General features: G+C 49.3%; 21 protein-coding genes. 9 read left to right on the top strand and 12 right to left on the bottom strand.

Going from position 1 to position 20,514, the window contains the following annotated elements; translation table 11 throughout:
• Window positions 1-48: 48 nt before the first annotated feature.
• On the top strand, window positions 49-2,697 hold the full coding sequence (cphA, locus tag HYN48_RS09745; RefSeq protein ID WP_108371141.1) for a cyanophycin synthetase: 2,649 nt from the start codon (window positions 49-51) through the stop codon (window positions 2,695-2,697).
• Between the two features lie 123 nt (window positions 2,698-2,820).
• On the opposite strand, the gene HYN48_RS09740 is transcribed toward cphA, so the two are convergent.
• Together HYN48_RS09740 and HYN48_RS09735 are read right to left on the bottom strand one after the other, a co-directional pair.
• The gene (locus tag HYN48_RS09740) at window positions 2,821-3,366 is read right to left on the bottom strand and encodes a YciE/YciF ferroxidase family protein (RefSeq protein WP_108371139.1); all 546 of its coding nucleotides are present in this window, start codon (window positions 3,364-3,366) and stop codon (window positions 2,821-2,823) included.
• A 24-nt stretch (window positions 3,367-3,390) separates the two neighbouring features.
• Window positions 3,391-5,544 (bottom strand): catalase, encoded by a 2,154-nt coding sequence (locus HYN48_RS09735; RefSeq protein WP_108371137.1) that lies wholly within the window; start codon window positions 5,542-5,544, stop codon window positions 3,391-3,393.
• Between the two features lie 353 nt (window positions 5,545-5,897).
• Here HYN48_RS09735 and HYN48_RS09730 point away from each other — a divergent pair, with 353 nt between their 5' ends.
• Both HYN48_RS09730 and HYN48_RS09725 read left to right on the top strand, forming a co-directional pair.
• Window positions 5,898-6,632: a DNA-formamidopyrimidine glycosylase family protein gene (locus HYN48_RS09730; RefSeq protein WP_108371135.1), complete on the top strand. Its 735-nt coding sequence runs from the start codon at window positions 5,898-5,900 to the stop codon at window positions 6,630-6,632.
• On the top strand, window positions 6,625-7,344 hold the full coding sequence (locus tag HYN48_RS09725; protein ID WP_108371133.1) for a DUF72 domain-containing protein: 720 nt from the start codon (window positions 6,625-6,627) through the stop codon (window positions 7,342-7,344). The genes HYN48_RS09730 and HYN48_RS09725 overlap by 8 nt, the downstream gene beginning before the upstream one ends.
• A 56-nt stretch (window positions 7,345-7,400) precedes the next feature.
• On the opposite strand, the gene HYN48_RS09720 is transcribed toward HYN48_RS09725, so the two are convergent.
• From HYN48_RS09720 to pyrE, 3 genes are all read right to left on the bottom strand, one after another.
• A complete protein-coding gene (locus HYN48_RS09720; RefSeq protein WP_108371131.1) occupies window positions 7,401-7,850 on the bottom strand; it encodes a PA2169 family four-helix-bundle protein in 450 nt (149 codons plus the stop codon).
• Window positions 7,851-8,001: 151 nt separating this feature from the next.
• Entirely contained in the window at window positions 8,002-8,394 is a 393-nt protein-coding gene (locus HYN48_RS09715; RefSeq protein WP_108371129.1) for an orotate phosphoribosyltransferase, read from the bottom strand.
• 91 nt (window positions 8,395-8,485) lie between these two features.
• Window positions 8,486-9,133 carry an orotate phosphoribosyltransferase gene (gene pyrE / locus HYN48_RS09710; RefSeq protein WP_108371127.1) on the bottom strand — a complete coding sequence of 216 codons (648 nt, stop codon included), beginning with the start codon at window positions 9,131-9,133 and terminating at the stop codon, window positions 8,486-8,488.
• Window positions 9,134-9,140: 7 nt separating this feature from the next.
• Between pyrE and HYN48_RS09705 the strand changes: the two genes are divergently transcribed.
• A complete protein-coding gene (locus tag HYN48_RS09705; protein WP_108371125.1) occupies window positions 9,141-9,743 on the top strand; it encodes an NUDIX hydrolase in 603 nt (200 codons plus the stop codon).
• Here HYN48_RS09705 and HYN48_RS09700 read toward each other — a convergent pair.
• Genes HYN48_RS09700 through HYN48_RS09685 form a run of 4 tightly spaced genes read right to left on the bottom strand, consistent with a single transcriptional unit; the run spans window position 9,733 to window position 14,739 of the window.
• Window positions 9,733-12,474 (bottom strand): T9SS type A sorting domain-containing protein, encoded by a 2,742-nt coding sequence (locus HYN48_RS09700; protein WP_108371122.1) that lies wholly within the window; start codon window positions 12,472-12,474, stop codon window positions 9,733-9,735. The genes HYN48_RS09705 and HYN48_RS09700 overlap by 11 nt on opposite strands.
• Before the next feature lie 55 nt (window positions 12,475-12,529).
• Window positions 12,530-12,985 carry a pantetheine-phosphate adenylyltransferase gene (gene coaD, locus HYN48_RS09695; RefSeq protein ID WP_108371120.1) on the bottom strand — a complete coding sequence of 152 codons (456 nt, stop codon included), beginning with the start codon at window positions 12,983-12,985 and terminating at the stop codon, window positions 12,530-12,532.
• A 44-nt stretch (window positions 12,986-13,029) separates the two neighbouring features.
• Window positions 13,030-13,722 (bottom strand): DUF421 domain-containing protein, encoded by a 693-nt coding sequence (locus tag HYN48_RS09690; protein ID WP_108371117.1) that lies wholly within the window; start codon window positions 13,720-13,722, stop codon window positions 13,030-13,032.
• 30 nt (window positions 13,723-13,752) lie between these two features.
• On the bottom strand, window positions 13,753-14,739 hold the full coding sequence (locus tag HYN48_RS09685) for a D-alanine--D-alanine ligase (RefSeq protein ID WP_108371115.1): 987 nt from the start codon (window positions 14,737-14,739) through the stop codon (window positions 13,753-13,755).
• 95 nt (window positions 14,740-14,834) lie between these two features.
• On the opposite strand from HYN48_RS09685, the gene HYN48_RS09680 reads away from it, so the two are divergent.
• From HYN48_RS09680 to HYN48_RS09670, 3 genes are all read left to right on the top strand, one after another.
• Window positions 14,835-15,440 carry a PASTA domain-containing protein gene (locus tag HYN48_RS09680; RefSeq protein WP_108371113.1) on the top strand — a complete coding sequence of 202 codons (606 nt, stop codon included), beginning with the start codon at window positions 14,835-14,837 and terminating at the stop codon, window positions 15,438-15,440.
• Window positions 15,440-16,486 carry an RluA family pseudouridine synthase gene (locus tag HYN48_RS09675; RefSeq protein ID WP_108371111.1) on the top strand — a complete coding sequence of 349 codons (1,047 nt, stop codon included), beginning with the start codon at window positions 15,440-15,442 and terminating at the stop codon, window positions 16,484-16,486. The genes HYN48_RS09680 and HYN48_RS09675 overlap by 1 nt, the downstream gene beginning before the upstream one ends.
• A 152-nt stretch (window positions 16,487-16,638) precedes the next feature.
• Window positions 16,639-17,127: a low affinity iron permease family protein gene (locus HYN48_RS09670; RefSeq protein ID WP_108371109.1), complete on the top strand. Its 489-nt coding sequence runs from the start codon at window positions 16,639-16,641 to the stop codon at window positions 17,125-17,127.
• 16 nt (window positions 17,128-17,143) lie between these two features.
• On the opposite strand, the gene HYN48_RS09665 is transcribed toward HYN48_RS09670, so the two are convergent.
• Window positions 17,144-18,124 (bottom strand): Gfo/Idh/MocA family protein, encoded by a 981-nt coding sequence (locus tag HYN48_RS09665; protein ID WP_108371107.1) that lies wholly within the window; start codon window positions 18,122-18,124, stop codon window positions 17,144-17,146.
• Between the two features lie 129 nt (window positions 18,125-18,253).
• Here HYN48_RS09665 and HYN48_RS09660 point away from each other — a divergent pair, with 129 nt between their 5' ends.
• Both HYN48_RS09660 and HYN48_RS09655 read left to right on the top strand, forming a co-directional pair.
• Entirely contained in the window at window positions 18,254-18,712 is a 459-nt protein-coding gene (locus HYN48_RS09660; protein ID WP_108373526.1) for an NUDIX hydrolase, read from the top strand.
• Between the two features lie 126 nt (window positions 18,713-18,838).
• Complete coding sequence (locus tag HYN48_RS09655; protein ID WP_108371105.1) at window positions 18,839-19,174, top strand: hypothetical protein; 336 nt, start codon at window positions 18,839-18,841, stop codon at window positions 19,172-19,174.
• A 33-nt stretch (window positions 19,175-19,207) separates the two neighbouring features.
• Here HYN48_RS09655 and HYN48_RS09650 read toward each other — a convergent pair whose 3' ends face one another.
• Window positions 19,208-19,393: a DUF3606 domain-containing protein gene (locus HYN48_RS09650; protein ID WP_108371103.1), complete on the bottom strand. Its 186-nt coding sequence runs from the start codon at window positions 19,391-19,393 to the stop codon at window positions 19,208-19,210.
• 81 nt (window positions 19,394-19,474) lie between these two features.
• The gene (locus HYN48_RS09645) at window positions 19,475-20,335 is read right to left on the bottom strand and encodes an ion transporter (protein ID WP_108371101.1); all 861 of its coding nucleotides are present in this window, start codon (window positions 20,333-20,335) and stop codon (window positions 19,475-19,477) included.
• Window positions 20,336-20,514 lie beyond the last annotated feature (179 nt).

Genomic DNA, 20,514 nt, shown 5'->3' with positions numbered 1-20,514 from the left:
TTATTGGACAGACATTTGGGTAGGATTTCAACCCTTAAGCACCAGAACATGAAAATTTTGAAAACCCAGGTGTTGCGCGGACCCAATGTCTGGAGCAATTACAGGAACAGACTCATACAGGTCAGGCTCGACCTCGAAGACAAAGAAGACTCCCCTACCGATACTATCGACGGATTTTGCACAAGACTTAAGACGTTGCTCCCCGGCATGATAACGCATGAATGCTCAGAGGGCCGGCGTGGTGGATTCTTTGAGCGTGTCGAACGCGGCACCTGGCTGGGCCACGTGATGGAGCACATCGCACTCGAGTTACAGAGCATGGCCGGAATGGAAGCGGGCTATGGCAGGACACGCAGTACCAGCACCAAAGGCGTTTACAATATCGTATTTACCTATGAAGTTGAGGAAGCCGGGTTGTATGCTGTGGAGGCTGCCTTCAGGATTGTCAATGCGCTTTGCGATAACCAACCCTATGACCTCGACGCCGACATCACAGAACTCCGATTACTCAAGCGCCGCTTCGGATTGGGTCCGAGTACGCTGTCCATCGTGCAGGAAGCCGCAGCCAGGGGCATTCCATGGACAAGGCTCGGGAAAAATTCGAAAATACGGCTCGGGTACGGCAAAAACCAAAAGCAGTTCCAGGCGACCATTACCTGCAATACATCCAATACCGCGGTAAATATTGCCGGCGATAAGGATTCGACCAAAAAGCTTTTGGCCCAGGCGATGATTCCCGTCGCAGCAGGCGATGTATGCCAAACCGAGGAAGGGCTTAAAGAAATCACCGACAGGATCGGCTTCCCGATTGTCATCAAGCCATTGCATGGGAATCATGGAAAAGGCGCCACAATCGGGATTGATGATTTGGAGGCTGCCAAAACTGCCATGGCAGCAGCAAAGGTCTACGGACAATATGTTATCGTTGAGCGATACATCACCGGCACTGATTTCAGGTTACTCGTTATCGACGGCAAATTTGTGGCTGCAGCCAAAAGGATCCCCGCACATATCGTGGGCGACGGCATTTCGGATATCACTTCACTCATAGCATCGGTTAACAGCCAACCGGGTCGCGGGGAAGGTCACGAAGCGCCGCTTACGCGGATAAAATACGACCAGGACACCGCTTTGCAACTCAGCAAATACGGATACACACCCGACAGCATCCCCCTTCAGGGAGAAACCGTGTACCTGAAATCGACTGCCAACATCAGCACGGGAGGAACGGCTGAAGACGTAACGGACCGCATACACCCGGAAAACATATTCATGGCAGAGCGCATTGCCAAAATCATCGGACTTGACATTTGCGGGATCGATATTATGGCCACTGACCTTTCTGTACCCATGCGAAAAAGCGGCGGTGTAGTCCTCGAGGTAAACGCTGCTCCGGGTTTTCGGATGCATTTGGAACCCTCTGCGGGTAAGCCGCGCAACGTCGCCAAAGCCGTAGTCGATATGCTATACCCTCCCGGGACGCCGAGTACCATCCCATTATTTGCTGTCACAGGCACCAATGGCAAGACCACGACGACCCGACTGATTGCACATATGGCGAAGACAACCGGGTATCAGCCCGGTTATACCACTACCGATGGCATCTACATTGGCGACTACAGGATCAAAGAGGGCGATACTACCGGTCCTGACAGTGGCCGTGTCGTACTGAGCGATCCTACGGTCGATTTTGCAGTACTGGAAACAGCGCGCGGCGGATTGTTGCGTGGCGGACTTTGCTTTGACCAATGCGATGTTGGTGTCATTACAAATATTCAGGAAGACCACCTCGGATTGAATGATATCGAGGACCTGCAAGACCTAGCGCAGGTCAAGGCCGTTGTAGCTCGCAGTGTTAAGGAAAACGGCTGGGCAGTGCTGAATGCGGAAGATCTGTACTGCGAAAGGATTGCAAACCGTATCGACTGTAACATCGCTTTTTTCTCTATGGATGAAACGCTTCCGCTGATTCAGCGTCGGATTGCCAGAGGCAGGCCCGTTGCCGTACTCAGCGGTGAGAACATCGTGATTATCAAAGGTACGGAACGGATCATCATTGATTCGGTTTTCAATATGCCGCTCACCGAAAATGGAAGCTGCCGGTTCATGATAGCCAATATACTGGCCGCATCGCTCGCCGCCTACTGTGGTGGCCTGCCCGTCGCGCAAATCCGACAGGCACTGCGCACGTTTGTGCCCAGCTATGAAACCACCCCCGGACGTATGAACCTGTTCGACATGGGCCAGTACAAAGTGCTCGTTGACTACGCGCACAACCCGCACGGACTACTGGCATTGAAAGACTACCTTTCACACTTTGATGCACCGCGTAAGGTGGGTATCATTGCAGGCATTGGTGACCGAAGAGATGAAGATACCATCGCATTCGCGGCCATTGCAGCCGGCATGTTTGATCACATCATTGTGCGGCAGGAACACAGCCTGAGAGGAAAAACCATAGACCAGATCAATGCGCTGGTGGTACAGGGAATCGAATCTTCGGGCAGGGTTATCCCATATGATCTGGTCCCGGACGAGTCGGACGCCATCGCCTTTGCACTGAACATGGCTGCGGACGGCGATCTGATTGTGGCACTCAGCGACGCGCATCAGAAGGTCGTTGAAATCATCACGGAAACACAGAAAGCGTTATCCGAGATACCAGCGATTCAAGCTACTGCGCCTGTACTGACTTAACCGTCTTTTAAAAAATGGTATAAATCAGGGACTCGCCAGAACGGTAAACCTTTGCATACTTCAACCTAATACAAAAGCCTGCTTACAGCAGGCTTTCGTCTTGATAATAGTCTGGTAATCAACTTACTCAGCTGCAGCTTCAAAATTGATCTGATTGTATGCCGCGTCGCTCAACAGCATGTCGGCCTCTTTCTCCTCAGCCAGTGTCTGCATGAGCAATTTTGCCGCATCATTCTCACCCAATGTTTTCGCAAAGGCGCACAACGTGCCATAGGTCGCAATCTCGTAATGCTCAATCTTCTGTGAAGCGGCGATGATTCCGGCGTCCCTGACGGGTCCCGGCTGGGTTTCCGCGAGGATGCTGTCACCTTCCTTCAACAGTCCGGCCATGGCCTCGCATTTTTTTGCTTCGGCTTTTTCACCGAGCAGTTCAAAAACCTGCTCCAATCGCCTGAGCTGATTCTGGGTTATGCTGTGATGCTCGCTGATCGCGGTTGACAGATGGGGCGAAGTAGCATTGGCGGCCATCTTTGGCAAGGCTTTCACCAGTGCATTTTCTGCCCAGTAAATGTCCCTTAAACTGTCAATGAAGAACGCGCGAAGGTCATTGGCGGCGTCTGATGCAGCAGCAACGAAACCACTCTTGTCTGAATTATTGGTATTTTTCATAAATAAATATTAAGATTGAATAAACTATACTTTTGGTTCCCGATCCCAGATACGATGCCTGCCCATGGCCTCAACAAAACGCTGCCCGAAATCTTTCTGCCCATCCCTGTCGGCAATGAGGCCCGCGTCTTCATTATTGGATGTTTTTGACGCAAAATAAGTATTGGCCAGAAGATCGATGCCTTCCCCTTCCGCACCAATAACCTTACAATGTTTATACGCTTCGTTAATGAAATCAAGTACGTCAGGATCTTCGGCGATTATACTGATTGCCGTCCCACCCGGGATGTACACCGCATCAAATAACACCGAAGAGGTATTGAGGAAGGTGGCTTCCACAGCCACAGCGCCACCGCGATCGGTAGTGACAAATCCCATATGTGGTGCAATCACACATCCTTTTGCGCCCTTTTCGACCAATAACGCCCTGAAGGCTGACAGCTGCGTTTCATTGACGCCATCATGACACAGGATCGCTACTTTCCTGGTTTCAATTGTCGGACTGACAGTCGGGTTCCTGATCATACCCAGCGTATCAGAAGGCTGTTGTGGCGCAAGGAGCGGTTTGGGTTCCTGACTGCCATCCGCGTCAGCACCCACGCCATGGTTCATAGGTGATTCGGGTTTTGAAGGGACCGGGAGGCCGAGGCCCAGCGCAACCTTTTCTGCTAGCCCCGCATCAACCTGCGACAACAGGCCGACCATCCTGACCCGAATCGCAGTGGTTTCAACCTTGCTTAGTTCAAAACGCAATGCCTTTATGATGTGGCCCTGTTCAACTTCAGTCTGGCTGTTGAAAAATAAAGTGGCCTGGCTGAAGTGGTCCGAAAAGCTGTCACTACGCTGCCTGACTTTATGGGCATCGATGCGTTCGTTAAAACTGGCAAAGCCGCCTTCCGCAATCCTGGCCTGGTACGGACAGCCGCCACCGAGGGAATTCGGATGGTAGCTCACACGACCCGTGTTGATTTCCTGCCGCATGTGCCCGTCGCGCTGGTGGTTGTGTGTGGGCGAAATGCTGCGATTAATCGGAATTTCGTGGAAATTCGGGCTGCCGAGCCGCGACAGCTGCGTATCGGTGTATGAAAACAACCTGCCCTGAAGCAACGGATCGTTACTGAAATCGATGCCGGGCACGACATGCCCCGGATGGAAAGCCACCTGTTCGGTTTCGGCAAAAAAGTTATCAGGGTTCCTGTTCAATACCATCCGTCCGATTATCGTTACCGGGACCAGTTCTTCTGGTATGAGTTTGGTAGGATCGAGCAGGTCAAAATCGTATTTGGATTCATCGGCTTCAGGAATTAGCTGCACGCCCATTTCCCACTCCGGGAAGTGGCCCGCCTCAATGGCTTCCCAGAGGTCACGCCTGTGGAAGTCGGGGTCTTTACCTGAGATTTTCTGGGCTTCGTCCCACACCACTGCATGCGTCCCCAATTTAGGCTTCCAGTGGATTTTTACAAAGTGGGACTCATGTTGTTCGTTGATGAACCGGAAGGTGTGTACGCCAAATCCTTCCATCATCCGGTAACTCCGCGGAATGGAGCGGTCAGACATCGCCCACATCACCATGTGCATCGATTCGGGCATCAGTGATATGAAATCCCAGAACGTATCGTGCGCAGAAGCGGCCTGCGGAATCTCATTGTGCGGTTCAGGCTTTACTGCGTGAATCAGGTCCGGGAATTTGGAAGCATCCTGGATGAAAAATACGGGAATGTTGTTGCCTACGAAATCATAGATACCGGCCTCCGTATAGAATTTCACGCTGAATCCACGGACATCCCGCGCAAGGTCGGTCGAGCCACGAGACCCTGCCACGGTGGAGAACCTCGTAAACACAGGTGTTTTCTGGCCTTTCTCCTGAAGAAAACCTGCTTTTGTAAATTGAGGGATCGGATTGGTTACCTCAAAAAATCCATGGGCTGCAGACCCGCGGGCGTGCACGATCCGTTCGGGTATCCGTTCGTGGTCAAAATGCGTAATCTTCTCGCGCAGGATAAAATCCTCGAGCAATGAAGGGCCGCGATCCCCTGCCTTCAGGGAGTTGTTGTCGTCGTTGACACGGACACCCTGGTTGGTGGTCATGAATTTATTGTTGGCGTCAGCTGTGTTTACTGACAAATCAGTTTTCTTCGAGTCCTGATGGACGTCGGAACGCGCGTTGTTGCTTTTCATAATATAATTTGTTGTGTTTGCTTAAAAAAAAAGCGGCACTTTCGTGCCGCCAAACCAAAACAAGTGAAAAAACCGGGTGGTTGAATCCGTTACATCAACCATTTTCACTTCAGTGCCACCCGGACTTTCCGCTTGCCGGTTTTTTATTTTGAGGATCGCCGTTTGAACGGCTTGTTCGGTATTGTAAATTTAGTACGGGACTGAGCGACAGGGTTATCTTATTATCGGCTATTGTTACAACTTACACACCTGCACGGACTGCAATGTTACAACAGCAAATTCCAAAACTGTAAAATACCTTGAGAGCGGTTGAAATACCTTTAGTCCATTAATCGGAACCAATTTCCCATCTTATGCCTGAAGGCCCAACCATCGTCATACTCAGAGAACAGCTTGCGCCGTTTACTGGCGAAAAAGTGACTGCTGCGCACGGAACCGCGCGGATTGACCTGTCCCGGCTCGAAGGACAGCACATCACCGCATTCAAAAGCTGGGGCAAGCACTGCCTGATCTGTGTCCGGGGATTCAGCATACGCATTCATTTGCTGATGTTCGGGAGTTACCGCATTAACGATCACAAGGATGTCGCGCCCCGTATCGGACTTACCTTCAACGATGGTGAAATCAATTTTTATACCTGTGCCGTAAAGCTGCTGGAAGGCGATGTCAATGACCATTACGACTGGACCGCTGATGTGATGAACGACAACTGGAATGCGCGGCTGGCCAAGAAGAAACTGGCTGCCATACCTGAGCAAATGATTTGTGACGCGTTGCTGGAGCAGGACATATTTTCGGGCGTAGGGAATATCATCAAAAATGAGGTGTTGTATCGCGTAAGGCTTCACCCTGAGTCGCTTTGCGGTTCAATCCCGGATGCCAAGCTGCGCGAACTCATCAGAGAAGCACGGCAGTACAGCTTCGAATTCCTTGAATGGAAAAAGAAATCCGAATTGAAAAAACACTGGCTGGCCTACACCAAAAAAACCTGCAAGCGCTGTAACCTGCCGTTTGCAAAAAAATACACCGGGACCGGAAAGCGACGCAGTTTTTTCTGCGCCAAATGCCAGAAACTCCACCATGGATAAAAAAAGCATCATCACCGGCTGCTCCTCGTTTAACGAAGCCAATTGGAAGGGTGTATTTTATCCCGAAGATTTGCCCAGGAAGGCATGGTTTGAGTACTATTGCCGGTTCTTCAATACCTATGAAATGAACGGCACATTCTACAAATTTCCTACGGAGAAGACCCTGGCGAACTGGTATACCAAGGCGCCCGAAGGTTTTCGCTTTTCAGTCAAGATGTACAAAGGCGTAACACATTACAGGAAGTTTGTGGACTGCGCGCGCGAGTTGTCGGGGTTTTATGAGGTTTGCCGGAACCAGCTCAGGGAAAAACTCGGGTGCATATTATTCCAGTTGCCGCCGTCATTCCATTATTCCGAAGCGCGGTTGCAGCTGCTCCTTGACGCACTCGATTATAGTTTTACGAATGCGGTGGAGTTCCGCCATAGCAGTTGGTGGCAGGAGTCGGTATACGAAGCGTTTCGAAAAAAAGGCATAGTGTTTTGCAACGTAAGCTACCCCGCGATGCCCGAGACGCTGGTCGCTACTGCCGATACAGGCTACGTGAGGCTGCACGGTGTCCCGAAATTATTCTATTCGGGGTACGCGGATGCGACGTTGCACCAACTGCACCATGACCTGCTCGAACAACATTGGGAAAAGGCATTCGTTTATTTTAACAACACCGCCAGCGTTGAGGGAATCCGGAATGCACTGTCATTCGACAACTTGTAATATACTCCACATAATCAAAAAAAAAGCCTCCGTTTTATCAGGAGGCTTTTATTTATTTAAGCGGCATCGCGCAGTGCGCGCACCTTGTCATGCTCGCCTTGCAGCGCAGCCTGTTGCTTCCTGATCATCGCAATCTGGTCGGCTGATAAGTCAGCAGTATGGTTTGTCAGCACATGCTCGTAGGTTTCGAGGGCCTTGTCTTCTCCAAACTCACATGAGTTCAATACTGACTGGCGGTCATTGCCTGTGAGGGCTGCTTTCACTTCCATCCAGGCACGGAAGAATTTGCCGGTAACGCGCGTCCCTTCTTCGGGTTTACCGCCCAGGCGTGTCACTTCCTGACGTAATTCTGTGAGGTTGGCCTGGCTTGTCGACTGCAGCGTGGCGAAAAGTGCCTGTAAGTCACTGTCTTTTGTTTCTTTTGACGCGGTTTCATAACCTTCTACGCGGTCGTTGTTGATTTCAATCAGCTCGTTCAGTACGCTGATGGTCTTGGTATTTTCCATGATGCATTTATTTTAAATGATTTTTGTAAAGTTCCATTTTACGTTCAAGGAAAAATTACAGTATTACGGGTCAATTTTATAGCTTTCCGATTCGGGGAAAATAAAAAAGCACCCACAATGGGTGCTTTCATATGAACCAATATTGCGGTCCTTATAATTTGTGCATGTTTGTGGCCAGTGTCTCTATGAACTTGCTGATCGGACCTTTCACCATCATCGCCATCATCGCATTGAACTCGCCTTCGAAGAACAGCTGTACTTCGGAAACCGAATCTGACACTGAGTAAATAGCGGCAGTCAGCGTAAACGGAAGTTTGTCACTTGCCGCGCCCAAAACTATTTTAGTCGTCGGGATCTTGTCTTTCATGCGCAACTTGATTTCGGGCATGCCTTTCAATCCGAACAGGAATGAATCCGCATCAAGCACTTCAAATTTGGAGATGGTGTCAGGCATCAGTTTTTCGTAATTGCTCACCTGTGACAACGCATCAAATAAATACTGCGCTGATTTTTCTACGGTAACTTTCGGGCTTTCGAGATTCATTTTCTGTGTTTAAGGTTAAAGGTTAATGTTGTGCGTTAACGACGCCAAGGCGCTGAAAAACGGCGTTTCACGCTGTGCCTGCGAATTGTGCCTATACTTCCACGCCCCATGTCGACGGACTCACACGCCATTCGATCAGGGTTTGTTCCTCTTCTTCGGTAATGTATTTTTTTGCCACGGCCAATGGGAGCAGGCTTTCGTAATTGCTCAGGGTGTAGAGGTCTACATTTGCGGCCTTGAAATTCTTATTGGCGACATCAAAACCATAGCTGAATATGGCGGCCATGCCTTTGACATTGGCGCCGGCTTCCTTCAACGCTTCCACGGCCATCAGGCTGCTGTTCCCGGTACTGATAAGGTCTTCAATGACGACAACGTTCTGTCCCTTTTGCAGGAACCCCTCAATCTGGTTCAGGCGGCCGTGCTTTTTCGGTTCAGGCCTTACGTAAACGAATGGCAGCGCCAAAGCTTCAGCCACGAGCAGTCCGATGCCGATCGCTCCGGTAGCAACCCCCGCAATCACGTCGGGCTTTCCGAATTGTTTTTCGATATTCTTGGCAAATTCTTCCTTGAGGTAATTCCGTATCGGCGGGAAAGACAGCGTGATCCTGTTGTCACAGTAAATCGGGGATTTCCATCCTGATGCCCATGTAAAAGGATTTCCTGGATTCAATTTAATTGCATTTATTTGTAAAAGCAATTCGGCAGTTTTACTGGCTGTATCTTTATTGAAAATCATACTACAAATGTATAAAGTTTTTGTAAACGACAAACCGCTTTTCCTCACAAATGAAATCGTCAAGGAGACGGATTTTCAGTTATTTTTACTCGAAAGCGCTGATATAAAGAAGGTTATTACCAGGATTTTCCAGAATAAAATCGAAAAAGCGTACTTATACCATCCCGACGAGAAGGAAATCCTGAAAACGCTCAAGAGCAAGATGCCCGTACAAAAGGCGGGCGGCGGAATCGTATACAATAAAAAGAACGAAGTATTATTCATTTTCCGCAACGGCAAATGGGACTTACCCAAAGGCGGCATCGAAAAAGGAGAGGAAATTGAGTATACCGCGTTGCGCGAAGTCGAGGAAGAAACCGGCGTGGGCAAGCTGGTCATCACCGACAAACTGCAGAAAACCTACCACATCTTCAAGCGCAACGGGCGCTATAAACTCAAGGTGACGCATTGGTTTGAGATGCGAAGCAGCTACGACGGGCCATTACTGCCGCAATTGGAAGAAGGGATTGAAAAGGTTGCCTGGCTTGGCCCTAAAGAAATGGAAGAAGCTTTGAAGAACTCTTATGAAAATATTAAATTATTGTTTGAGAATTCCCCTGTTATTTCCTGATCAGTTTTGCCGAATGGTGCACACCATCCGAAGTCTCAAAGTTCATTAGGTATATTCCTTTGACTAGTTGTGAAACATCGGCTTTATTATCAGAAAAAGGACAATACACCCTTTTTCCATCTATCGTAAATAATTCTGTCTTAGCTACATCTTTTGTAAAATTCACAACATCAACAGCAGGATTAGGGTAAAAAAGTGTTTTGCCATCGCTCATATCTTCCACATAAAGATTAGACTCCAAAATATATTTCGCCAACATAAAATCATACGAATTGTTTACCGGATTGTAGACCGCGCCGGTAAGCATGGCTTTGCCATCAGCAGTCAATGTCAGCGCATTCTGATAATAACTGTAATGCCATGGTAAATCAAGCAACACGGCACCGTTCGTACTAAATGTAATATCAGGCATTCCTTCCGGAGTGAAGCGCATAATGGAGAAGTACGCTGATTCGTCGGACTGGTCATTGTCAAAACTCCCAAATACATATATTTTATGATCCAAAGAAATTTGGAAATCGTATCCTCTTGAAAACGACAGATATTGCGCATAGCCATCCTCCCCGAAGGAGGTGTCCAACGATCCATCAGCGTGGAAACAGGACAATGTAGCCCGAACCTGGTCTTCTCCATTGCCAAATACGGTGCCCAAGAGCAGGATTCTGCCATCGTTCAGAAGTCGCATTTTTTGGATATAGCTGTTAGATGTATTGGAAATTTCCGCGTTAAAAGTGTTGTCAATAGTGCCATCTGTATTGAACCTCATTATTTCCGACCGGGTGTAAGGACTGTCATTAAAGCCATCAACATGTCCCAGCACAAGCATTTTTCCATCTGGCTGGATAATTAACTGGTTGAATTCCGATTTATGGTCAAAATCCACGCACATTACAACCCTGCCTGCTGTCCCGAATGATGTGTCAGGTGTACCGTCCGAATTGAATCGCGCGAGGAAATGACAATCCAGGACATAGTTGTTGACGACCGAATCAATCCTACCGCAAATCACAATTTTATTGTCAGCCTGAAGCTTAATGTCACTGGCAGTCATATATCGTGTGTTAAACGCATAGCTTCCCGAGGAGGCAAATGAGCTATCGGGTGTTCCATCGGCATTAAATCTTGACAATTTCGCATTATAAATCCCAAAGTCGGAAGCATTCCATGTCACGATTTTTCCATCAGGCTGCACGGCAATATTTTTAATGATTCCCCTGTCAAGCAACTTTACATTGCCCGAATTTCCAAATGTCGTATCAATACTGCCGTCTGAATTATATTTAACCAATGCCCCGTAAAAATCATTGTCGCCGTGTATGCCGCCACAAGTAATTATCTTGCCATCGGGAAGCACTGTGGAAGCGGCGGCAAAATCACCTGAAGCTTCAGGAAATGTGATAAACAGCTTTCCATTTGCTGCGAAAGTATCGTCGATAGCCCCATTCATATTAAATTTCGCGACCGCAATTTTTTCTCCTGCATTACCGCCCCTGGCATGGCCCGCCAGAAAGATTTTATTGTCGTAGATATCGAAGTCTGGTGCAAAGTCTCTAAAATTAAGGAATGAGAAATTTAGATATCCCATACCATTGAAAGCAGTGGCAAGCTGTCCGGCTGAAGTATATTTAAGCAGTATAACATTGGAATTTTGGGTCGTTGAATTGTAAATATCAGTACTCAGGAGGATTTCTCCATTATCAAGACATTTAATCGTCCCCGTAAAACCAAAAACCCCCATTGTATTTCCTAAACCATAGTTTGTATTAAAAGAAGTAATTCCGTTAGTTCCGTACCCGGTGTCTATTGAACCATCTGTGTTGATTCTGCCCGTAATTAGTTTTGAAGCTGAAGAATAATTTACTCTCTTGGCAGAAAAAATGATTTTATTGTCCGGTTGGATGTCCATTGCATAAAAATCCTCGCCATTCAAAGGGGCATTGAAAAAAAATGCGCAGCCGTTAATACCAAAGTCAAAATCAGAAGTACCATCTTCATTGAATTTATAAAAGCAAATGTGGCTGTGAGTACTTGAATCAAAATACTCGCCTCCGACAACAAATTTTCCATCGGGAAGTATCTCAAGCCGATAGGCATATTCATAATCAAAATAATCGACTATCCTGCTACCGGTATTATTAAAAGTAGTATCAGGGCTACCGTCAGGATTTAATTTCGATAGCCTGAAATTATTGATATTGTTATAACTAACCTGAGAAACTACTAAAATCCTCCCGTCGGCATATACTTTTATGTCAGTAACATTACCATAAACGGAACTTCCATAAAGCAGCTGTCCTCCTATCCCAAAGGTTTCATCAAGTGTACCATCTTCGTTGTATCTGGCTAACGCGATCCCATACCATTGGGTATTTCCTCCAACGATTATTTTTCCATCGGGTTGTACCCTCATACAGGAAAAACCCAATATATCTGTATTTGACACACGGTTTCCCCCATTAAATTGGGTATCGATATTGCCGTTAGCATCAAGCTTCGTAATATAGCCCTCATAATCGGATTGCGTCAGGTTTATACTAACCTTGCTTCCCGCTAATAATATACTGCCATCGCTTAATATTTCCTGGTCGATAACAGTAAAGTCGGCGAACCCTAAATCTGCATAAGCTTTGCCTGAACTACCAAAAGAAATATCAGGATCTCCTGCTTGTTGGGCGCGGCAAAATAAAATACTGAAAATACTCAGGAAAGAAACAAAAATCTGCTTGTTCATAACGAAGAAGGTTAGATGAATGCCAAATATCTTAAAATAAATTTAAATACAAAATTTATGTCACCCTTACAGATTCCGGTACGAGCATCTCGTATTGCCCGCCATTCCTGATCACATCGCGCACGATGCTCGAACTGATATACGAAGTATTGGCAGCCGTAAGCAAAAACACGGTCTCTATCTTTGACAACCTCCTGTTGGTGTGGGCGATGGCCTTTTCGAACTCAAAGTCTGCAGGATTGCGGAGTCCGCGCAGGATATAATGGGCCTTCATCTTCTTGCAGAAATCAATTGTCAGCCCTTCATAAGTTTCTACCCTAACCGACGGCTCATTGGCAAATGCCTCTTCGATAAAACGCTTTCTTTCTTCAAGGGAGAACATGTACTTCTTCTCGGCGTTGACGCCGATAGCGACCACAATCTCATCAAAAAGCGGAATGCTTCGCTTGATGATGTCATAATGTCCTAAGGTGATCGGGTCAAATGAGCCCGGAAATATCGCTCTTTTCATCGTGTTGGCATTGGTAAATCCAAAAGTAATATAAAATACAGGAATCAGGTAATGCGCAGCGTTTTTATTGCGGCAACCCATTCCGGTTTGGCGCAGACCGCGCACAGCGCTTCACCGGGACCCAGTTCCTGCGTATGCCCGCAGAACGTACAGGCGTACAGCCCCGCTTTCGGGACCTGCTTACTTTTTTGTGCAAAGTAGTGCGGCAATATCGGCAGCCCGGGCCTCACCTCTTCGTCTTTGTAAAAGAACACACTCACCTCCCCACTCGTTTCGAGAAACGCATTCCGTACCTGCCCGAGGTGGTCGACGGATTTCAGTCGCAATTCCGTAAAGAACTCATCCTGTGCCAGGCTTTCTTTTTTGAAAGACGAAATTGAAAATTTCCCTTCACTGATCAGGCATTCCGTCTTTCCTTCAATAAACTCTTCAAACTTGCGGTTCTTGCCCGCAACCCAGGTAACAAGGCGGTACATGGCAATAATCACTAAAAACACGGTGATCGCAGGGATTAGTCCCACATCTTCGTAAAACATCGGGTCGCCCGCGGCAGAACCCAGGGCGATGATAATGACGGTTTCAAAAACCGACAATTGCCTGACGCCCCGTTTGCCGGTCATTTTCAAGGTCACGAGCAGGATGATGAACATCGTGGCCGACCTGAATACGACCTCGTACAGGAACTCCAATGGCAGTTCATTGAGCAGCACGCGCTCCCATTCAAAAATCTCTTTCATACCATCGGGGTTTTTATATGCTAAAGATACCTATTTTTTCCAAAGCGTCCTGCGCTCCAGGGCCAGCGCAATCTCATTGTCGAGCAAATCAGAAAAGGCGATGCCGGCATGCGCTGCCTGCTGTGGGAAAATACTTTGCGGTGACAGGCCCGGGTTGGTGTTCATTTCTATGAAATGCGGAACGCCGTCCATTACTATAAAATCGGATCTTGAGAAACCCCTCATACCGAGCGCCTCGTAAGCCTTTGCCGCCGTCTCGCGCACTTTCCGCTCGGTCTCCCTGTCGAGCCTTGCGGGGGTAATCTCTTCCGATTTGCCTTCGTATTTGGCTTCGTAATCGAAGAAGTCATTTTGCGAAACAATCTCGGTCAGGCCCAGAACCGTCGTTTGTCCGCGGTAGTGCAGCACGCCGACCGAAACCTCAGTGCCTTTCAGGTTGGATTCTATCAGGATGTCGTTGTCCTCCGCGAAAGCGAATGCCAGCGCCTTGTCAAAATCAGCCGGGTCATTGACCTTGGACACGCCCAGGCTGCTCCCGGACTGGTTTGGCTTTACGAAAAACGGAAGGCCGAGCTGCGCCACAATCTCATCAACTGACACGGCCTGCCCTTTGGAAAGGTAGATGGATTTGGCCCGGGGTATCCCGAATTTGGACAACACCGACAAGGTATCGCGCTTGTTGAATGTGAGCGCCGACTGGTAAAAACTGCAACCCGAATACGGAAGTCCGAGCAATTCCCAGTAGGCCTGCATATGGCCGTCCTCGCCGGGCGTACCGTGTATTGTATTTACCGCGACGTCGAACCGGATGTGCCTTCCGTCCATGTCAACGGAAAAGTCGGCTTTGTTGATCGGGTATTTTTTATCGTCTGCCACCACATGCCATCCGTCCTTAAGGATGTGTACTTCAAACGCCTCATATTTCGATTTGTCGAGATTACTCAGGACCAGCTTTCCGCTGCGCAGCGAAATCACCGATTCGTCAGAATATCCGCCCATGACCACGGCTACTTTCATCCGGTATTGATTATTTGGTTTAAGCAAAAATATCATTAATTTTTCAATCCATATCACATACAGGATTTTTATATCTTTGCCGAAACATTCAACCCATGAGCTTACGCAATTACCTTACCAGCAAAGTTTTTTTCAGGCAACTTGCATTGGCATTCCTGATTTTACTGGTAATCGGCTTCCTGCTTTTACAATGGATCTCTTTTTCGACGAAGCATGGGGAGGAAATTACGGTGCCCAACCTCGCTAAAATGTCGATCGAGCAGGCAGAGGAAGTGCTTGACAATGCCGACCTCGATTATGAGGTGCTCGACACGGTTGATTTCAACCCGGATTATCCTAAATTCACCATCGTGAAACAGGATCCGCTGGCCGGGGCCAAGGTGAAGGAAGACCGTAAGATTTATATAAAGATCAATTCCGGCGGATTCAACTCGGTCCGCGTACCCAATTTAATCGAGCAGACGCTCAGGCAGGCGGTGCCCACACTGCAGTCCATTGGCCTGCAGCAGGGCAAGATCACTTATAAACCCTACCTGGGCAAAGACATGGTGCTTGAGATGATGCAGAACGGCAAAGTCCTCAAGCCGGGCGACAAAGTACTGAAATCATCCAAGATCGACCTCGTCGTAGGTGATGGGAAAGTCGGTTTTGAAGAGGAAAATGATACCCAAACCGATACGACAGATACCGGAGCCGAGTAATGAGTACTGATTTTACACCCGAAATGGAACCCGAAGACGAGCTTTTCGAACACCATCGCTTTGTAGTCGCTAAAGGGCAGGCCCTGCTGCGCATCGACAAATACCTGATGTCACAGATTGCCAATGCCACGCGCAACAAGATACAACAGGCCGCGTCGAACGGCGACATTTACGTCAATGACATTCCGGTCAAATCGAATTACCGCGTCAAGCCGCTGGATGTGGTGACCATCATGCTCACGCACCCGCCATTCGAGAACCGCGTTGACCCTGAGAACATTCCGCTTGATATCGTTTATGAGGATGAGGCGCTGCTGATTGTCAATAAGCCCCCGGGGCTTGTCGTACATCCCGGGCATGGAAACTATACCGGCACCCTGGTCAATGCGTTGGCGTACCACTTTGAAAACCTCCCGCTGAACAGCAGCAACCGTCCCGGACTCGTGCACCGCATCGACAAAGACACCTCAGGCCTTTTGGTCATCGCCAAAACCGAAACGGCGCTAAGCCACCTGGCTAAACAATTTGAGAACAAGACCTCCGAAAGGGAATATGTCGCGCTGGTATGGGGCAACATGAAAGAGGACGAAGGCACGATCAACGGCAACCTGGCCAGGCATTTGAAAGACCGCATGCAGATGGCTGTGTTCGCCGATCCTGAAATCGGGAAGCCGGCCATCACGCATTACAAGGTGATTGAGCGTTTCGGCTATGTGACCCTGGTATCCTGTATACTCGAAACCGGAAGGACACACCAGATCCGGGCACACATGAAATACATAGGGCATACGCTGTTCAATGATGAGCGCTACGGCGGCCACCAGATATTGAAGGGAACAACATTTACAAAATACAAGCAATTCGTTGAAAACTGCTTTAAGATATTACCGCGTCAGGCACTCCACGCCAAGACCCTCGGCTTCGAGCATCCCGTGACCGGCGAAATGATGCGTTTTGACACGGAACTCCCTGATGACATGCGGGAAGCCATCGAAAAATGGCGCAACTACTCGAAGTCGCATACCGTAGACGACGATGAGGAATAGACTGAACCGAAAACCAAAGAGAGTAGTAATATTCAACACACGGATAATCTAAAATCTATAATCCTTCCCACAAATCCTGTAACGTTCCTACTTCACCGGCTGCTAATTTTGTAAAGCCATAACTGGCTTATTTCCAATAAAATGATACAGCCATGAAAAATGAAAAAACCATCAACTATAACAATACTTTTGAAAAATTCGCTTCGAAAGTATCAAGGCTTACCGGAAGCACCGCCGCTTTTTGCTGTGCGTTCCTGGTAATCATCGCCTGGGCGGTTACCGGACCCCTTTTCAACTTCTCACAAACCTGGCAGTTACTCATCAACACCGGCACGACCATCGTCACCTTCCTGATGGTATTTATTATCCAGAAGGCGCAGAACAAGGATTCACTCGCCATACAACTGAAGCTCAACGAACTGGTCGCGTCGCACAAATATGCGAGCAACCGCCTCGTCGATATCGAGGACATGACCGAAGAGGAAATGCGTACCATCCAGAAGTACTATGCACACCTGAGCAAGCTGACGGAGCAGGACGAAAGCCTGCAATGCTCCCATTCGATTGAGGAGGCCGAAGAGCTGCAGGATTTTAAGCAGAGTGTCAGGGAAGCCCGCAAAGAGGATCTGGAGGTACAGTGAGGGCCATCGGGTCGTCTCACCGTGCCGTTTCGCTGCCCAAAATCCGGTCCATGATCCAGGTCGTGTGCGCCGCCGACCGACCCTGAGACGGATGCGGTCGCTCACCCGCCAGGTGGGCGCGCATCGCCTCGACATGGAACAGTTGTATGTTTTCAGGCGGTGCGATATCAAACGATTGACTCGTGCCCTCTTTTTCAAACAGTATGGGCAGGTGGTTGTCAAACATCGAAAAGGAAATCTTTCCCTCACTGCCGTGTATTTCCACCACATCTTCACGCACGCTGCTGCCGAAATTCCAGTTCGCCGACCCGACGATCCCGGACTGATGGATCCAGCAGGCTGATAGGGCGTCTTTTGCACTATACAGTCCCTGCTGGTTCGTACTGATGCCGTGCACCGCGGCTACTTCACCAAAAAGGAACGTGAACAAATCCAGTCCGTGGCTCGCCAGGTCCTCAAAGTAGCCCCCACGCGCGATGGCTGCATCAGTACGCCATTGGTATTGCCCCGAGCGGTCATTGGCATTGGGTACGCGGCTGAGCTGCCAGCGCACCGATCGCCCGGCGCCTATCTCGTCCAGCAACGCCTTTACCTTCAGGAACTTCTCCAGCGTACGGCGGTAGTAAGCCACAAACAACGGCAGTTTTTTTTGTTCAAAGGCTTCGCAGATCATCACGCATTCGTCATAATCACTGGCCATCGGTTTTTCAATACAGCAGATTTTGTCCGCGGCGGCCACCTTCAACGCATAATGGGCATGGGTATCGGGTGGGGTCGCAATATACACAGCGTCGATATCCGGGTCGGCAATCAAAGCCCCTGCGTCGGTGTAAAATCGCGGCACACCATGCCGTTTGGCATAATCTTCGGCTTTGGCGGCATCACGGCGCATGACCGCAACCAGCGCAAAGCCTTTTGTTTTCCGGTAGGCCGGGCCGCTCTTCAATTCTGTCACATTGCCGCAGCCGATGATCCCCCAGCGGATAGTCTTCTCCATGATTTTTGGTTTGGGAACTAAGGTATGAAAATGTGCCGCCATGCGCAACAGCATGATGCAGCGATATTAGGCTGTTTAGCATGCCACGCGGTGAAGATTTCGTATCTTAGGGAAATCAACGCCCATACCATGAAACAATCCGCGGGACTTCTTTTATACCGGTACACCGACGGCCAGCCCGAGGTGTTGCTCGTCCACCCCGGCGGGCCGTTCTGGCAACACAAGGATGCGGGCGCCTGGTCGATCCCGAAAGGCGAATTTGACGGTGACGAACAACCGCTTGAGGCCGCCATCCGCGAATGCCGGGAAGAAACCGGGGTGACGCCCACGGGCGAATTCATGACACTGCAGTCCGTAAAACTCAAATCCGGCAAAATTGTGCACGCGTGGGCGCTGCACATGGACATCGATGCGCAAAACATAAAAAGCAATACCATCGAGATTGAGTGGCCCTACAAGTCCGGAAAGCGCCTGACCATACCCGAAGTGGACCGTGCGGAATGGTTCAGCGTATCCGCGGCGCTGACTAAAATCAATCCGGCGCAGGCCGCTTTTATCCTGCGACTGGCAGATAAATTCGCAATGTAACACCATACGGGTAGCGAATTGCGATACCGCTGTTAAACTATTGGTAAAGACTGGGACACCTCCGCAGGAAAGGCGTAATTTAGCCCCACCTACCCATTAACCTGCTCATATCCTAACAGCAGTATAATGAAATACCTTTTATCGATTTTATTCCTTGTGCCGGCAATTGTGCTGGCGCAGCCACGCTATTCAGAAACCAGGGTCACGCAGCTCACACGCCCCGATCACGATTCGGCTTCCCACCGTGTCGTGACGACCACATTGTTGCGCGTGGCCAACAGTAAAGAGTGGATCCCGATCTACACGCATGATACGCTCGTCAGGAAGTACCGCGATACCGGAAAAGCGAAACTCAGGGAACTCTCACTCGCCAAAGCGGTAGGCAAAAAATACCTCGAGGATGCTACCGCGGCCGAGCGGAATACCAACCTGCCGGTCCTGGGAACCGACGTGCCGCGCTAGTATGTTCCGGCGGGCCGAAGGAACCCGCGGCGCCTAACGCTTCAGGTAGGCCGCGATCGCGCTGACCAGGTTGCTGTCCGTTCCTGCAACCGCCTCACGCAGCTTCTCTTCGGTGACCTCAAAGTGTTCCATCCAGTGTGCTACCGCACGCGGGTTGTCCAGATCTACCGCGATGACACCGCGGTAGCCGGCCTGCTCGTCTTTGTCTAATGTATCCATAACAGATTGGTTTCTTGTATTTGAACGCTAAAGATACACCCGCCTGCGGCCGTTTGGCTTATCAATAAAGATTGAAATGTTTCAGTTTTTTGATGGTGGCGCCAGTCCGTCGCTGGCGTATTTATCGAGTGAATGCCCGCAATGGTAACAAAACCGTGCATCGTCGCGGTGGTGGTCCGCACTGCAGCTCGGGCACACCTGGGTGTTATTGCGCGTGCCGCCTTCCTTGGTCATGAATTCGGCCGTGACCAGTCCCGTAGGTACGGCAATGATCCCATAACCCAGGACCATGATCACCATCGACACAAACTGGCCGAAAGGGGTTTGCGGCGTGATGTCCCCGAACCCAACCGTAGTCAGCGTAACAATCGTCCAGTAAACTGCGACAGGGATGCTCGTAAATCCGCTCTCAGCGCCCTCAATGATGTACATCACGGTGCCCAGTATGACGCACAATACAATGACGCTGAACAGGAACACGATGATCTTCATCCTGCTTTTTTTCAGGGCCAGGACCAATTGGTCTGAGGCGCCTACGAACTGCCCCATCTTCAATATCCTGAAGATGCGCAGCAGCCTGACCGCCCGGATCGATATCAGGAAATGCAGCCCCGGGAAAACCAGGTCAATATAAGCGGGAATCGTGGCGAGCAGGTCAAGGATGCCCTGTACGCTGCAGATGTACTTCCAGGGCCTTTTTACCGCGATGATGCGACCGATGTATTCGAGCGTAAAGAAAATCGTGATCACCCATTCGACGATCTCGAGTTCCGCACCATAACGCGCCTGGATCGATTCGACACTCTCAAGCATCACGGCGGCGATGCTTACCAGTATCAGGAAAATCAGCAGCAGGTCAAACAATTTGCCCGCCAGGGTATCGGCCTCATAAATGATCTCGTGGAACTTCCTGCGGGCTTTTTCCGTTTTTGTTATATCCAAAATGTACGCTTTTTGCGGGTTATGGTAAAGCTACGAAAGTTTGCGCAAAGAAGCATGGCCATGCTGACAGTTTGCCTCGCCATGCTTTTACCCGCGCATTCTTTTTTTTATCCGAAAGCCGGGCGCAAATCCGTATCTTTATGAGAGGCGACATTGCGGTGATACGCTGCCGCGATGCA

The sequence above is a fragment of the Flavobacterium magnum genome, assembly GCF_003055625.1.
Lineage (GTDB): Bacteria > Bacteroidota > Bacteroidia > Flavobacteriales > Flavobacteriaceae > Flavobacterium > Flavobacterium magnum.
This window is presented reverse-complemented; position numbering and strand designations above follow the sequence as displayed.

Bases quoted from the DNA above. Each gene is read 5' to 3' on its own strand.
- cphA (WP_108371141.1), top strand. From the start codon at position 49: ATGAAAATTTTGAAAACCCAGGTGTTGCGCGGACCCAATGTCTGGAGC.
- HYN48_RS09740 (WP_108371139.1), bottom strand. From the start codon at position 3,366: ATGAAAAATACCAATAATTCAGACAAGAGTGGTTTCGTTGCTGCTGCA.
- HYN48_RS09735 (WP_108371137.1), bottom strand. From the start codon at position 5,544: ATGAAAAGCAACAACGCGCGTTCCGACGTCCATCAGGACTCGAAGAAA.
- HYN48_RS09730 (WP_108371135.1), top strand. From the start codon at position 5,898: ATGCCTGAAGGCCCAACCATCGTCATACTCAGAGAACAGCTTGCGCCG.
- HYN48_RS09725 (WP_108371133.1), top strand. From the start codon at position 6,625: ATGGATAAAAAAAGCATCATCACCGGCTGCTCCTCGTTTAACGAAGCC.
- HYN48_RS09720 (WP_108371131.1), bottom strand. From the start codon at position 7,850: ATGGAAAATACCAAGACCATCAGCGTACTGAACGAGCTGATTGAAATC.
- HYN48_RS09715 (WP_108371129.1), bottom strand. From the start codon at position 8,394: ATGAATCTCGAAAGCCCGAAAGTTACCGTAGAAAAATCAGCGCAGTAT.
- pyrE (WP_108371127.1), bottom strand. From the start codon at position 9,133: ATGATTTTCAATAAAGATACAGCCAGTAAAACTGCCGAATTGCTTTTA.
- HYN48_RS09705 (WP_108371125.1), top strand. From the start codon at position 9,141: ATGTATAAAGTTTTTGTAAACGACAAACCGCTTTTCCTCACAAATGAA.
- HYN48_RS09700 (WP_108371122.1), bottom strand. From the start codon at position 12,474: ATGAACAAGCAGATTTTTGTTTCTTTCCTGAGTATTTTCAGTATTTTA.
- coaD (WP_108371120.1), bottom strand. From the start codon at position 12,985: ATGAAAAGAGCGATATTTCCGGGCTCATTTGACCCGATCACCTTAGGA.
- HYN48_RS09690 (WP_108371117.1), bottom strand. From the start codon at position 13,722: ATGAAAGAGATTTTTGAATGGGAGCGCGTGCTGCTCAATGAACTGCCA.
- HYN48_RS09685 (WP_108371115.1), bottom strand. From the start codon at position 14,739: ATGAAAGTAGCCGTGGTCATGGGCGGATATTCTGACGAATCGGTGATT.
- HYN48_RS09680 (WP_108371113.1), top strand. From the start codon at position 14,835: ATGAGCTTACGCAATTACCTTACCAGCAAAGTTTTTTTCAGGCAACTT.
- HYN48_RS09675 (WP_108371111.1), top strand. From the start codon at position 15,440: ATGAGTACTGATTTTACACCCGAAATGGAACCCGAAGACGAGCTTTTC.
- HYN48_RS09670 (WP_108371109.1), top strand. From the start codon at position 16,639: ATGAAAAATGAAAAAACCATCAACTATAACAATACTTTTGAAAAATTC.
- HYN48_RS09665 (WP_108371107.1), bottom strand. From the start codon at position 18,124: ATGGAGAAGACTATCCGCTGGGGGATCATCGGCTGCGGCAATGTGACA.
- HYN48_RS09660 (WP_108373526.1), top strand. From the start codon at position 18,254: ATGAAACAATCCGCGGGACTTCTTTTATACCGGTACACCGACGGCCAG.
- HYN48_RS09655 (WP_108371105.1), top strand. From the start codon at position 18,839: ATGAAATACCTTTTATCGATTTTATTCCTTGTGCCGGCAATTGTGCTG.
- HYN48_RS09650 (WP_108371103.1), bottom strand. From the start codon at position 19,393: ATGGATACATTAGACAAAGACGAGCAGGCCGGCTACCGCGGTGTCATC.